The following is a 12,512-nucleotide window of genomic DNA, read 5'->3' on the forward strand; positions in this document are numbered from 1 at the left end:
TTTAATAAGTGAAAAGCCGTCTCTGGTGAGCATAATCCCAGACGACGGCTTTTTTCTGTTTAGGCCTCTTTTTATTTTCACATCTAACACGTTCCGTAGTTTTCATAATTTCAGGAATCTGCGCATAAGTTGAACTGTAGAGGAAGGGGGAAGACCTTCGAATGACCCGGATCAGCCGCAAGCTGCGCAGATGGACCAGTGAAGTTCTGGATCTGCCGCAGGACGTGCTTTACGATATGCCACGGTTAACCCTGATCGGCACAAAGCAATTGTATATAGAGAATCATCGTGGTGTCATTCATTTTACACCGGATCGCATCGTTCTGGCTCTCTCACAGGGTCAGTTGGAGATCAAAGGGACTGAACTGATGATTCGAAATATTTTGCCGGATGAAGTAGCTGTTGAAGGAACAATTCTGGATATTCATATGAATGGAGCGGAGGGGAACGGATGAAGCAGCCCAGTCTGTACAAACTGCGCGGAGCAGTCCGAATCACGGTTACTGGGGGGGATATTGAAGCATTAATCAATACGCTGGCAGAGCAGGGACTGGAAGTATGGGACCTGCGTGCCCATGACGGACGCAAGGCAGAAATGAATATTCTGCTACCGCATTTTTTCAGGCTGCGTCCTTTGCTGAAACGGACAGGCTGCCGGGTAAAGGTGACACACCGAAGTGGGTTTCCTTTTTTTGCAGCCCGTTTGCTAAGAAGGAAGTTCTTTCTGGGCGGCATGTTGTTTTTTGTAGCAGCTCTGTTTGCATTGTCATCGATGGTTTGGGATGTAGAAGTGAAAGGCAATGTGACGATTCCCACGGATGAAGTGCTCGCAGCAGCAAAGAAAGAAGGTATCTATCCCTTCCAGTGGGGATTTCGGCTGCAAAGCCAGGACAAGCTCTCCAGACAGCTCGCGCTGGCTCTTCCAGATGTAACCTGGATCGGGGTGAGCAAAGAAGGGACAACCATCACCATCCAGGTTGTGGAGTCAGCACAGCCCAAGCGTGAACCACTGCTGAACCCGAGACACTTGGTCAGTAAAACAGATGCTGTAATCACTCAAATTTATGCCGAGCAGGGGCGCCCTGTCGTGCAGAAGGACATGCGTGTCAAGAAGGGACAGGTCCTGATATCCGGTATTTTGGGAGATGAAGAGAATACAAAGACCATTGTTGCCAAAGGGGAAGTGCGCGGACTGGTATGGCGTGAATATCAAGTCGAAGTCCCTCTTGTGCAGAAACATAATACAATGACTGGAGAAAGCAAGGAACGTTTTTACATTGTGCTGGGGAAATGGGCGGTACAACTCTGGGGATACGGGAATACGCCTTTTACCACATTTGATACCGAAAGTGATCATAAGCCGCTGACCTGGAGATCCTTCACACTTCCCATGGGATGGCTGACAGAGAAAGATTTGGAAACGCGGGAACAAGAGGAGCAGCACACGGTTGAATGGGCTAGAACGAAAGGATTGGAAGGAGCAAGAAACGATATTATCGCTAAAAACGGCAAAGGAACGAAAATTTTAAGCGAAAAAATTTTGCATGAGAAGAAAGAGAATGGTAAAGTTTATATGAAAGTATTATTTGAAGTGGAAGAAAGCATTGCGGAAGAACTTCCGTTAGTCCATAGTCAAGGAGAATGAGGCTATTTGTCAGAGCAAACACGCAGCATACGAATCTCCCTCCAAAGTGCGGGAGAGGGTCAATCTCTTTTTGGACCCCAAGATATTTTTCTGAAACAAATTGAATCCGAGATTCCTGCCCAGATCGCATCCCGTGAAGCGGAGATTGTAATCCATGGCAACATTCAGAATGTAGAATCGCTTGAACAATTATTTGATGTGTTGTTGCAATTGGTACGTAACGGATACGTGTTAACCGAAAGGGACGTTAAGTATGCCATTGAGCTGGCAAAAGAACTGCGTGCAGACCAGCTTCTGGATTTGTTCAAAGGCGAGATTACAACGACGTACCGTGGGAAGCCGATCCGTGTTAAAACGATTGGACAGAAACACTATGTAACTACAATTAAAAAACGTGATGTTGTATTTGGTATCGGTCCTGCCGGTACAGGTAAAACGTATCTTGCTGTTGTGCTGGCTGTGGCAGCACTTAAGGAAGGAAGCGTCAAGCGGATCGTGCTCACAAGACCTGCAGTTGAAGCGGGAGAGAGTCTTGGTTTCTTGCCTGGTGATCTTCAGGAAAAAGTTGATCCTTATTTACGGCCGCTGTATGACGCTTTGTACGATGTTATGGGACAAGAGCAGACTGCGAAAGCACTGGAGCGCGGTTTGATTGAAATTGCACCTCTAGCCTATATGCGGGGACGTACACTGGATGATTCGTTTATTATCCTGGATGAAGCCCAGAATACGACACCGGAGCAGATGAAAATGTTTCTGACCCGTCTCGGTTTTGGCTCCAAAATGGTCATTACTGGTGACGTGACACAAATCGATTTACCGCGCGGCAAAAAGTCGGGGCTTGTGGAGGCAAATACAATCCTGGGCCAAGTGGAAGAGATTGGATTTGTCTATTTTGCCGAGCAAGACGTTGTACGGCACTCCCTCGTCCAGAAAATTATCGTCGCCTATAACCACGCCGCAGAAAATCAAGAATAGAAAGGGATTGTCTCGATGACCTCGAAGGAACTGTCAAAAGGCAAATCTTTTCAAAATAGAGCTACAGGATGGAAGTATAGCGTGTGGGCACGCTATCTTCTGTTTTTGTTTCTGGTGATCCTCTTCTACGTGGGTCTTGCTTCCAAGCTGCTCCCTGAGCGGTATGATATCCAGGAAGGCACACGGAGTGAAGTCAATATTGCTGCGCCCATGCAGATCCCGAATACCAAGGCTACACTGAAAGCGCAAGAAGAAGCTGCTGAACGTGTGCAGCCGATGTTTCAGATCGTGCAGATGCGGAACGAAAATCTGATAACGACTCTGCTTGATCGTATTGATCGACTGAATCAGGATGATCAGATTTCCAGTCAGGACAAGATTGACATCTATCGTGATGAAATACCACAGCGTCAGAAAGACTTTGTTTCCAACTTTATCAACAACAACCGGAAAGCGGGTACATACTCCGAAACTCTGTTGGAAGAGATCAGAAATGTGGTACAGGAGCAGAGCTACCGCATCCCGGAAGAGACATATATCAAAATTTCACGTCTGACTTCGGATGATATTCAGGAGATGAAGGCCGTCGCTCGGGATATCGTCTCCAGATTAATGACCGACCAGATTAGTGAGGCAACAACAGCTCGTGCCAAAGTGGCCGAGATGGTGAGTGTGAGCTCCTTAAGCAAGCGTACGCAGCGTGAGGTTGTGCAGGAGCTTGCTCGTCTTGTAGTGACGTCCAACCGCTTCTACGATGAAGAGGGTACAAAAGAAGCTAAAGTACAGGCTCGTGAGAACACTCAAACGGTGTTTATCAAGCAAGGCGATACGCTTGTTGCCAAGGGTGAGATGATTACCCCGGAGATGTACACCCTTCTGGGCGAGAACGATTTGCTGAAAAACGAAGTGAACTATTGGCCTCAGCTTGGACTACTTATGCTGTCCTGTCTGTTGTCTGCAGCGATTCTCATGTACATTCAGCAATTCAGCGGAACGCATTTCAAATATAATAATGCTCAGCTGCTGATGCTTGTTCTCATATTTATCATTACGATTGTGGTTATGCATGTTACTGCGATACTCCAGACCAGTGAGAATTCATACGTAGGCTTTCTTGCTCCTGTTGCCGTAGGAGCCATGCTAATTGCATTGCTGCTGGATACATCGCTTGCCTTTGTCTGCTCGATTATTATCGGCATGCTGTCGAGCATTATTTTGAATACACATCAGGGTCAGATTTTTGACTTTGAACTTGGATTCTTCGCCGTGTTAGTATCGTTTGTTGCGATCTTCGCCACCCATCGGGCAAGTCAGCGGTCTACGATCCTGAAAGGCGCCATTATGGTTTGTCTTTTCGGATCGATCGCAGTTTTCACGCTGGCTCTGATTGACTCAAGTGACTGGAACCGGACGACAACGCTGTACGGCATCGGATTTGCGTTTGCCGGTGGCGTACTGACCGCCATATTGGTTATTGGGCTGATGCCGTTTTTTGAAACCTCGTTTGGCATCTTGTCTGCGCTGAAACTGGTGGAACTGTCTAATCCTAATCACCCACTATTGCGCAAACTGCTAACAGAGACACCGGGCACATATCACCACAGTGTGATGGTAGGAAACCTTTCAGAAGCCGCCGCGGAGGCAATCGGTGCCAATGGGTTGTTATGTCGGGTCGGCTCGTATTACCATGATATTGGCAAGACCAAGCGACCGATTTATTTTATTGAAAATCAAAACAATATGGAAAATCCGCATGATTCGATTGATCCAAAGCTGAGCAAGTCCATTATCGTGGCTCACGCACGCGATGGTGTGGAAATGCAGAAGGACTACAAGCTGCCAAGGCCTATTCGGGACATTGCTGAGCAGCATCATGGAACAACTTTCCTGCATTATTTCTATCACAAAGCACTGCGTCAGGCTGAGGAAGCAGGAGTAGAACCTGATTTTACGGAAGATGATTTCCGTTATCCGGGTCCCAAGGCTCAGTCCAAAGAGTCGGCAATTGTTGGTATTGCTGACAGCGTGGAAGCTGCGGTTCGTTCCTTACGGAAACCTACTGTGGAACAAGTGGAGTCCATGATCGAAAAGATTATTAAAGGTCGGCTGGACGATCATCAGTTTAACGATTGTGATCTGACGATGCGGGAGCTGGATATCGTCGCCAAGACCCTTAAGGAAACCGTTATGGGCATATTCCACTCCAGGATTGAATATCCGGAAGAAATGAAGAAACCGAAGCCAACCTCGCCTGAAGCAGGTTGATTCGCTAATATGAGAAGACAGGAGTATGAAAGAATGAGTCTTAACCTAGCTTGGAATAATGAACAACAGGATAAAGAAATTACCGAACCGATGATTGCAATGCTGGAACAGCTGCTGAACCTTGCAGGGGAAGCAGAGGGTGTTGCGGACGGGGAAGTAGCCCTGACTTTCGTAGATGATGAGCAGATTCATGAGCTGAACCGTGACTATCGCGGCATTGATCGTCCAACAGATGTATTGTCTTTTGCAATGAATGAGACTGTGGATGAGGAGCTGGATATCATCTACGAACTGGACGAGGATGAGGAAATGGAAGAAATGCCTGATGTGCTGGGGGATATTATTATTTCTGTTCCACGGACCATTCTGCAGAGTGAAGAATATGGCCATTCATTTGAACGTGAGCTCGGGTTCCTGTTTGTTCATGGCTTCTTGCATCTGCTTGGATATGATCATCAGGATGAAGCCAGCGAAGCCGAAATGATGGGCAAACAGGAAGCGGTACTCGCCCAAGCCGGGTTGACACGATAATGAAAAGGCGCTCCTGGGGGATGGTATTCCGCAATGCTGCGGAAGGAATCGTATACGGGCTGCGGACTCAGCGGAATGTAAGAGTTCATACAGGAGTCGCCATTTTGATGTGTGCAGCCGGCTTTTTTTTCGGGATTTCCAGAACGGACTGGATGTTTGTATTAACAGCTGTCTTTCTGGTTCTTGTGACGGAGCTGATGAATACAGCAGTGGAAGCTGCGGTAGATCTGGCGCATCCGCATATACATCCGCTGGCAAAAGCGGCGAAGGACACCGCGGCCGGTGCAGTTTTGCTGGCTGCGGTGTTCGCCGTCATCATCGGGTGTGTCGTTTTCATTAAGCCGGTGATGAGCTGGCTGGGTTTGCTCTGATTCTTTTTACAATACACAACAACGATAAAGTTGGACCTTTTTTAAGTTGAACTTCTTAAAAATACACAATAACGGAGAAGACAGAAAAAACCTGGAAAAGCGGAGCGTTCGCCTTTATCATCGGATTTTCACTTTTGGAGAAAGTGAATGAAAAAAATCAGAGGATAACAGCGATTGAAAGGTTATTCTGGCAGCGAAGTGGTCAGTGTATTTGGATTTAGTTGAACTTAATCTATAGGATAGAACTTTATATACACCCCAAAGGGAGAGATTAATTATGGATAATGGTTTATTGATGCAAGAAGCAATTAAGGCACGTACGAAAGCGTATACGCCTTATTCTCATTTTGGTGTAGGTGCAGCTTTGCTTGACAGTGAGGGACATGTGCATCATGGTTGTAATATTGAGAATGCTGCTTATACGCCAGGCAACTGTGCTGAGCGTACAGCTATGTTCAGCGCGATTGCAGGAGGTAAGCAACCACGCAGTTTCAAAGCCATGGCCATTGTAGGAGATACAGACGGCCCGATTGCTCCATGCGGCGTATGTCGTCAAGTAATGTACGAGCTGTGTGAACCGGATATGAAAGTTATTCTGGGTAACTTGAAAGGTGATCTGCAGGAAACTACAGTTGCCGAACTATTGCCATGGGCTTTTGGACCATCTGATCTGAACTCTGCTAAAAAGTAAAAACCAATACATTCCAGGCCTAGGCGCCTGAGGAGGAACATATGAAAAAACAAGCATTCAAATCCGGCTTTGTAGCCATTATTGGACGTCCCAATGTAGGTAAATCCACACTGATGAACCAAGTCATTGGACAGAAGATTGCGATCATGTCGGACAAGCCACAAACGACGCGTAATAAGATTCATGGTGTATATACATCGGAACAACAACAAATCGTTTTCCTGGATACGCCAGGGATTCACAAACGTCAATCCAAGCTCGGCGATTACATGAACCAGACCGCTTTGAACACGCTCGGAGAAGTCGAAGCTGCTCTGTTCCTGATCGATGCCTCGGAAGGCATGGGCGGTGGTGACCGTTATATTGCCGAACAATTGAAAAATGTGCGGACGCCTGTCATTCTTGTCATGAACAAAATTGATAAAATTGAGCCGGAAGCACTGCTTCCGCTGATTGAGGAATATCGCAAGCTGCACAATTTCGCTGAAATCGTACCTGTTTCTGCCATGCTCGGCAGCAATGTAAGCACGTTGCTGGAGCAGCTCGGCAAGTATTTGCCGGAAGGTCCGCAGTACTATCCAGATGACCAGGTCACAGACCATCCAGAGCAGTTTGTTTGTGCCGAGTTAATTCGGGAGAAAATTTTGCAAATGACGCGCGAAGAAGTTCCTCACTCCATTGCAGTAACGATTGAGGATATGAAAGTACAGGACAACGGCGTCGTTTATATTTCAGCCGTCATCTTTGTGGAGCGTGATTCACAAAAAGGGATCATTATCGGAAAACAGGGTGCCTTGCTCAAAGAAGTGGGGAAACGTGCCCGTCAGGATATTCAGAATCTGTTGGGCTCCAAAATCTTCATGGATCTTTGGGTTAAAGTGAAGAAGGACTGGAGAAACCAGGAGCGAGTGCTGAGAGATCTGGGATTCGGTCGCGAATAATAAATGTAGTATCCAGTAATTGCATCACATAGTTTACCTTGCAGGACTCCATCCTATCTGGTAGAAGCAGACGTCATTTCCGAAGAGAGGATGAAATTCCGATGCGAGATTTTTCGTGGAAGGTTTTTGCGATGACGGGGGATGTGGAATCCTATCTGTTGTATGCCGAGGCGTGTGGCTCGGTGGGACAGGACTCTGAACCTGCAAGGGAAGTGATTGAAGATGAAGAAGCCGAAGGTTAATTGGCTAATTCGGGAATGGTTAGGTGACGAGGCATGCTATATAGGGTGGAAGGGATTGTCATCCGCAGCATGGACTACGGCGAGGGGAACAAAATCATTACGCTTTGCACCGAAAGCGGCGGGAAAGTAGGGGTACTCGTCCGCGGTGCCAAAAAGCCCAAAAGCCGACATGCTGCACTGGTGCAGCCATTTACGTACGGTCAATATGTATATTTTCGCAACACCGGTCTGGGGACACTAAACGCAGGTGAGATCATCGAATCTTATCACGAGCTGCGTGAAGATCTGATAAAGGCCTCCTATGCATCTTATGCCTGTGAACTGCTGGATCGTGTGTTGCAGGATGAAGAGACGGGCACGTTCTGGTTCAAACAGTTGAAAGCCTGTCTTCAGGCGTTGAAGGAAGAGAAGGATCCGGTCGTCATCACAAGTCCGTATGAAATGAAAATATTACAGGCAGCCGGGTACGGACCTCAGCTTGATGATTGCATTTCTTGTGGTCACGAACGTCCGGATGAGCAATTATTTGTTAGTCCTAGACTCGGGGGCGTTCTGTGCCGTGCTTGCAAACACTTTGATCCTCCCGCGATGTCCGTTAGTCCGAAGACGTTGAAGCTCTTGCGTCTGTTTGAACAGCTGGATCTGCAAAGGCTTGGTAATATATCGGTGAGCGAAGGCACCCGGGATGAGATCAAAAAAATCATGAGGGCCTTTATGGATCATCAGCTTGGCTTGAATCTCAAATCCCGTTCTTTTCTTGATCAAATGGAAAAGTACGGGATTTGAGTCGTCTTGATACGAAATAATTAATATATCTTGACTTCGTACTTATTTTTATATATTATGAAATATAATTTCTCTTTTGGAGACATGCATTGAACGAGAAAGTAGGAGACTGGATTTATTACATTCAGGAGCAGAAGGGGTCGGTTGACCTTACTAATCTTGTGTGAGCGAGCCGGGGATGGTGGGAGCCGGGTTGAATCGGTCTGTGAAATGGCACTCGGGAGCATGAATGACACGGAAAAGTGGGCTTGAATGAACAGGATCTCCTGTTTATATCTAAGCCAAGTAGGGTGGAACCGCGGGAATAGCTCTCGTCCCTATGTCTGTATAACAGGCGTAGGACGGGGGCTTTTTATTGTCTGTACCGTTCTAGGCTTGTTCACCACAAACCATCGAAAAGGAGCATGATTATGAATTTTCAGCAGATGATCCTCACGCTGCAACAATTCTGGGCCGAGCACAACTGTATTATTGTTCAACCATATGATACGGAAAAAGGGGCAGGTACGATGAATCCGATGACCTTTTTGCGTTCGCTTGGACCCGAGCCTTGGAAAGTAGCTTATGTAGAGCCGTCCCGCCGTCCTTCGGATGGTCGTTATGGAGAAAATCCAAACCGTCTCTATCAGCATCATCAATTCCAGGTTATTATCAAGCCTTCGCCGGACAATATTCAGGAGATTTACCTGGAAAGTCTGAAACAATTGGGCATTGATCCGCTCAAACATGATATTCGGTTTGTTGAAGACAACTGGGAGAACCCTTCCCTCGGCTGTGCGGGTCTTGGCTGGGAAGTATGGCTGGACGGTATGGAGATCACCCAATTTACGTATTTCCAACAAGTCGGTGGGATCGAGACGAACCCGGTAGCGGTTGAGATTACGTATGGTATGGAGCGTCTTGCTTCATACATTCAGGAAAAAGAAAATGTGTTTGAACTGGAATGGGTAGACGGCATTACATATGGTGATGTGTTCCGTCAGCCTGAATTCGAACACTCCAAATATACGTTTGAAGTATCTGATGTCAAAATGTTGTTTACGCTCTTCAACATGCATGAAGAGGAAGCGAACAAGGCAATGGCTCAGAATCTGGTTTTTCCGGCATATGACTATGTGTTGAAATGTTCACATACGTTCAACCTGCTGGATGCGCGAGGAGCAATCAGTGTAACGGAGCGTACCGGGTACATTACCCGTGTGCGTAATCTGGCTCGTCAAGTAGCTGCAACATATGTGGAAGAGCGTGAGAAGCTCGGCTTCCCGCTGATCAAGAAAGGGGGAGCTGAGCATGTCTAAGGATCTGTTGTTTGAAATTGGTCTGGAAGAAGTGCCTGCTCGCTTCATGCGAGCAGCAATTGAACAGCTGCAGGATCGTGTCGTGAAATGGCTGGATGCATCCCGCATTGCTTATGGTGAAGTAAATGCCTATGCCACACCGCGCCGACTGGCTGTTTTGATCAAGGATGTTGCCGAGAAACAGGAGGACGTGGAGGAAGAAGTAAAAGGACCTTCCCGTAAAATAGCTCTGGACGACAGTGGCAACTGGAGTAAAGCCGCACTCGGATTTGCCCGCAGTCAGGGTGTTGAACCGGATCAGTTTACATTCAAGGAATTGAGCGGCGTGGAATATATCTACGCAACCAAGAGCAGCAAAGGCGTGGAAACGTCCTCTGTGATTGGTCAGGGTTTGCTGGCCATACTGCATGCCATGACGTTCCCGAAATTCATGCGTTGGGCTTCGTATGATTTCAAATTTGTACGTCCGATTCGCTGGATTGTCGCTCTGCTGGGCAGCGATGTTATTGAGTTGGAAGTTGCAGGCGTAAAGTCTGGCAATGTAACACGTGGACATCGTTTCCTCGGTAAAGAGGCGGTTATTTCGGATCCCGCTTCGTATGTGGAAGTGCTTCGTTCCGAGCACGTCATTGCAGATATCAAAGAACGTGAGCAAATGATTGTATCCCAGATCCAGGCACTGGCTGCCGAGAAAAAATGGGATATTGCAATCAAGGAAGATTTGCTCGAAGAGGTTCTGTTCCTGGTTGAGACACCAACAGTGCTGTTCGGAACATTCGAATCTTCATTTTTGAATATTCCACAAGAGGTACTGATTACTTCGATGCGTGAGCATCAACGTTATTTCCCGGTGCTTGATAATGATGGACAATTACTTCCATACTTCGTTACGGTTCGTAACGGCGGCAGCGATTCACTGGATGTCATTGCAAAAGGGAACGAAAAGGTACTTCGTGCACGTCTGTCTGATGCCAAGTTCTTCTACGAGGAAGACCAGAAGCTGGAGATCAAGGATGCGTTATCGAAACTGGAAAGTATCGTCTTCCAGGAAGAGCTGGGAACGGTTGGAGATAAAGTTCGCCGTATTCGCAAAATTGCGGATGGTTTGGCTAGCAAACTGCAAGTATCTGATGATGTAGCCGAAGCGGTGAGTCGTTCAGCAGATATCTGCAAATTCGACCTTGTTACACTTATGGTGGGAGAATTCCCTGAACTGCAAGGTGTGATGGGTGAAGATTATGCCCGCAAAGCTGGTGAAAAAGAAGAAGTGGCCAAAGCGGTGTTTGAGCACTATCAGCCACGCTTTGCCGGGGATCAATCTCCTGCTTCGCTCGTTGGTGCTATAGTGAGTGCTGCGGATAAAATGGATACAATTGTAGGTTGTTTCTCGATCAATATCATTCCTACAGGATCTCAAGATCCGTACGCACTGCGCCGTCAGGCAGCAGGTATCGTCCAAATTTTGCTGGATCACAATCTTCCGCTGACATTATCCGATGTATTCGGCGTGGCACTTCAAGTGCATGCTCAGATGAACCTGTTGAAACGTGCGGATGAAGAGGTGCGTAAAGATTTGCAGGACTTCTTCGGTCTTCGTGTGAAAAAACTGTTGTCGGAAACGGTCCGTTATGATGTTGTGGACGCAGTGATTTCTTCCGGATTTGATGATATCAGCGCGGTAGTTCCAAAAGGTGAGGCACTCATGGCAGCTGTTCAAACGGGAGATGCCTTCAAAACAACCGTCGAATCCTTCAACCGTGTGGGTAATCTGGCTGCCAAAGCATCCAATGCTTCGGTTCATGCAGAACTCTTCACTGAAGAAGGAGAGCGCCAGCTGCATGAAGCATGGAGCAAAACCAATGAGGAATATCGTCAGGTATTGTCTCAGCATGCTGCTGCTGAAGCGCTCGCGATTGCATCGGCTTGGAAGGAAGCGATCACCGTATTCTTCGATTCGGTTATGGTTATGGCTGAAGATGAGGCTGTGCGTGCGAATCGTCTGGCATTGCTTGCAGCCATTGACCGGGATCTGAAAGCTTTTGCTGATTTCTCCAAATTGGTCTGGTAGTCTGGTCCTTTTCTGCTCCGGTAGGACAGATCTGCGGCAAAGTATAAATTCAGTATTAAAGAAGGATATATGAGGGTATAAATATACGGAACGGATTGTGAAAAATTTATATTTACAGCCGTTCCGTATTTTAGCCTTTGATTTCCATAGACCGGTCAGAAGGATTTTGACTGGCTGGGGTCGTATATTACAATATGCAGCTATTTTATGAAACCGGGTGGTCTGGCTTTGAGTGAGTTGAATGTACGGCACATTGTTGTGGATGGTGATGCTTGCCCGGTCAAAGCTGAGATCGCTGAAACAGCTCTCCGATTCAAAGTTCCTGTATTGATGGTTTCTTCATTTGACCATTTTCTTCAGGGCGGAGAAGGCGTGCGCACCGTTCAGGTAGATCGAAGTGATCAGAGTGCAGACCTGTACATTGCCAATCACATCAAGCCGTACGATGTGGTCATAACACAGGATTATGGACTGGCGGCGCTCGCACTTGGCAAACGTTGTTATGTTTTATCATTTCGTGGTCGTGAGTTTAATGATCGTGACATTGATTTCATGCTGGATTCCCGTCATACTGCAGCCAAAGCTCGAAAAAGAGGGCATTATGGAAAAGGCCCAAAGCCCTTCACAGAGCAGGATCGGGAAATTTTTCAACATAAACTGACAAAACTTTTGAAAGATTTGCAGGAGAATGTGTAA

13 protein-coding genes are annotated in these 12,512 nt (G+C 47.0%); all 13 read left to right on the forward strand.

Translation table 11 applies throughout. The annotated features are described in order from the left end of the window. Positions 1-161 precede the first annotated feature (161 nt). The 13 genes from yqfC to HW560_RS15045 all read left to right on the forward strand — a co-directional run bounded on the left by yqfC (position 162) and on the right by HW560_RS15045 (position 12,512). Positions 162-455, forward strand: coding sequence for a sporulation protein YqfC (yqfC, locus tag HW560_RS14985; protein WP_024628472.1), 294 nt, complete (start codon positions 162-164; stop codon positions 453-455). Continuing rightward, positions 452-1,645, forward strand: coding sequence for a sporulation protein YqfD (gene yqfD / locus HW560_RS14990; protein ID WP_090901624.1), 1,194 nt, complete (start codon positions 452-454; stop codon positions 1,643-1,645). Before yqfC ends, yqfD begins: the two co-directional genes overlap by 4 nt. 6 nt (positions 1,646-1,651) lie before the next feature. Next, the gene (locus tag HW560_RS14995) at positions 1,652-2,623 is read left to right on the forward strand and encodes a PhoH family protein (RefSeq protein ID WP_090901621.1); all 972 of its coding nucleotides are present in this window, start codon (positions 1,652-1,654) and stop codon (positions 2,621-2,623) included. A 15-nt stretch (positions 2,624-2,638) separates the two neighbouring features. Further along, entirely contained in the window at positions 2,639-4,888 is a 2,250-nt protein-coding gene (locus HW560_RS15000) for an HD family phosphohydrolase (protein ID WP_090901618.1), read from the forward strand. A gap of 33 nt (positions 4,889-4,921) precedes the next feature. Continuing rightward, complete coding sequence (gene ybeY / locus HW560_RS15005; protein WP_063567028.1) at positions 4,922-5,419, forward strand: rRNA maturation RNase YbeY; 498 nt, start codon at positions 4,922-4,924, stop codon at positions 5,417-5,419. Then, positions 5,419-5,790, forward strand: a complete 372-nt coding sequence (locus HW560_RS15010; RefSeq protein ID WP_163755376.1) for a diacylglycerol kinase family protein — start codon at positions 5,419-5,421, stop codon at positions 5,788-5,790. The genes ybeY and HW560_RS15010 overlap by 1 nt, the downstream gene beginning before the upstream one ends. 277 nt (positions 5,791-6,067) lie before the next feature. Continuing rightward, complete coding sequence (locus HW560_RS15015; RefSeq protein ID WP_090901609.1) at positions 6,068-6,481, forward strand: cytidine deaminase; 414 nt, start codon at positions 6,068-6,070, stop codon at positions 6,479-6,481. Between the two features lie 41 nt (positions 6,482-6,522). After that, positions 6,523-7,422: a GTPase Era gene (gene era / locus HW560_RS15020; RefSeq protein ID WP_090901607.1), complete on the forward strand. Its 900-nt coding sequence runs from the start codon at positions 6,523-6,525 to the stop codon at positions 7,420-7,422. Between the two features lie 101 nt (positions 7,423-7,523). Continuing rightward, the gene (locus HW560_RS15025) at positions 7,524-7,664 is read left to right on the forward strand and encodes a YqzL family protein (protein WP_179263727.1); all 141 of its coding nucleotides are present in this window, start codon (positions 7,524-7,526) and stop codon (positions 7,662-7,664) included. Between the two features lie 33 nt (positions 7,665-7,697). Further along, positions 7,698-8,450, forward strand: a complete 753-nt coding sequence (gene recO, locus HW560_RS15030) for a DNA repair protein RecO (protein ID WP_179263729.1) — start codon at positions 7,698-7,700, stop codon at positions 8,448-8,450. Positions 8,451-8,860: 410 nt separating this feature from the next. After that, the gene (glyQ, locus tag HW560_RS15035; protein WP_024628463.1) at positions 8,861-9,748 is read left to right on the forward strand and encodes a glycine--tRNA ligase subunit alpha; all 888 of its coding nucleotides are present in this window, start codon (positions 8,861-8,863) and stop codon (positions 9,746-9,748) included. Then, positions 9,741-11,816 (forward strand): glycine--tRNA ligase subunit beta, encoded by a 2,076-nt coding sequence (gene glyS, locus HW560_RS15040; RefSeq protein WP_179263731.1) that lies wholly within the window; start codon positions 9,741-9,743, stop codon positions 11,814-11,816. Before glyQ ends, glyS begins: the two co-directional genes overlap by 8 nt. A gap of 207 nt (positions 11,817-12,023) precedes the next feature. Next, positions 12,024-12,512: a YaiI/YqxD family protein gene (locus HW560_RS15045; RefSeq protein ID WP_090901596.1), complete on the forward strand. Its 489-nt coding sequence runs from the start codon at positions 12,024-12,026 to the stop codon at positions 12,510-12,512.

The organism is Paenibacillus sp. E222, assembly GCF_013401555.1.
In the GTDB taxonomy this organism is placed as follows: Bacteria; Bacillota; Bacilli; order Paenibacillales; family Paenibacillaceae; genus Paenibacillus.

Coding starts and splice junctions, on each gene's coding strand:
- yqfD (WP_090901624.1), top strand. CDS start 452: ATGAAGCAGCCCAGTCTGTACAAACTGCGCGGAGCAGTCCGAATCACG.
- era (WP_090901607.1), top strand. CDS start 6,523: ATGAAAAAACAAGCATTCAAATCCGGCTTTGTAGCCATTATTGGACGT.
- HW560_RS15045 (WP_090901596.1), top strand. CDS start 12,024: ATGAAACCGGGTGGTCTGGCTTTGAGTGAGTTGAATGTACGGCACATT.
- ybeY (WP_063567028.1), top strand. CDS start 4,922: ATGAGTCTTAACCTAGCTTGGAATAATGAACAACAGGATAAAGAAATT.
- HW560_RS15025 (WP_179263727.1), top strand. CDS start 7,524: ATGCGAGATTTTTCGTGGAAGGTTTTTGCGATGACGGGGGATGTGGAA.
- HW560_RS15000 (WP_090901618.1), top strand. CDS start 2,639: ATGACCTCGAAGGAACTGTCAAAAGGCAAATCTTTTCAAAATAGAGCT.
- HW560_RS15010 (WP_163755376.1), top strand. CDS start 5,419: ATGAAAAGGCGCTCCTGGGGGATGGTATTCCGCAATGCTGCGGAAGGA.
- yqfC (WP_024628472.1), top strand. CDS start 162: ATGACCCGGATCAGCCGCAAGCTGCGCAGATGGACCAGTGAAGTTCTG.
- HW560_RS15015 (WP_090901609.1), top strand. CDS start 6,068: ATGGATAATGGTTTATTGATGCAAGAAGCAATTAAGGCACGTACGAAA.
- glyQ (WP_024628463.1), top strand. CDS start 8,861: ATGAATTTTCAGCAGATGATCCTCACGCTGCAACAATTCTGGGCCGAG.
- glyS (WP_179263731.1), top strand. CDS start 9,741: ATGTCTAAGGATCTGTTGTTTGAAATTGGTCTGGAAGAAGTGCCTGCT.
- recO (WP_179263729.1), top strand. CDS start 7,698: ATGCTATATAGGGTGGAAGGGATTGTCATCCGCAGCATGGACTACGGC.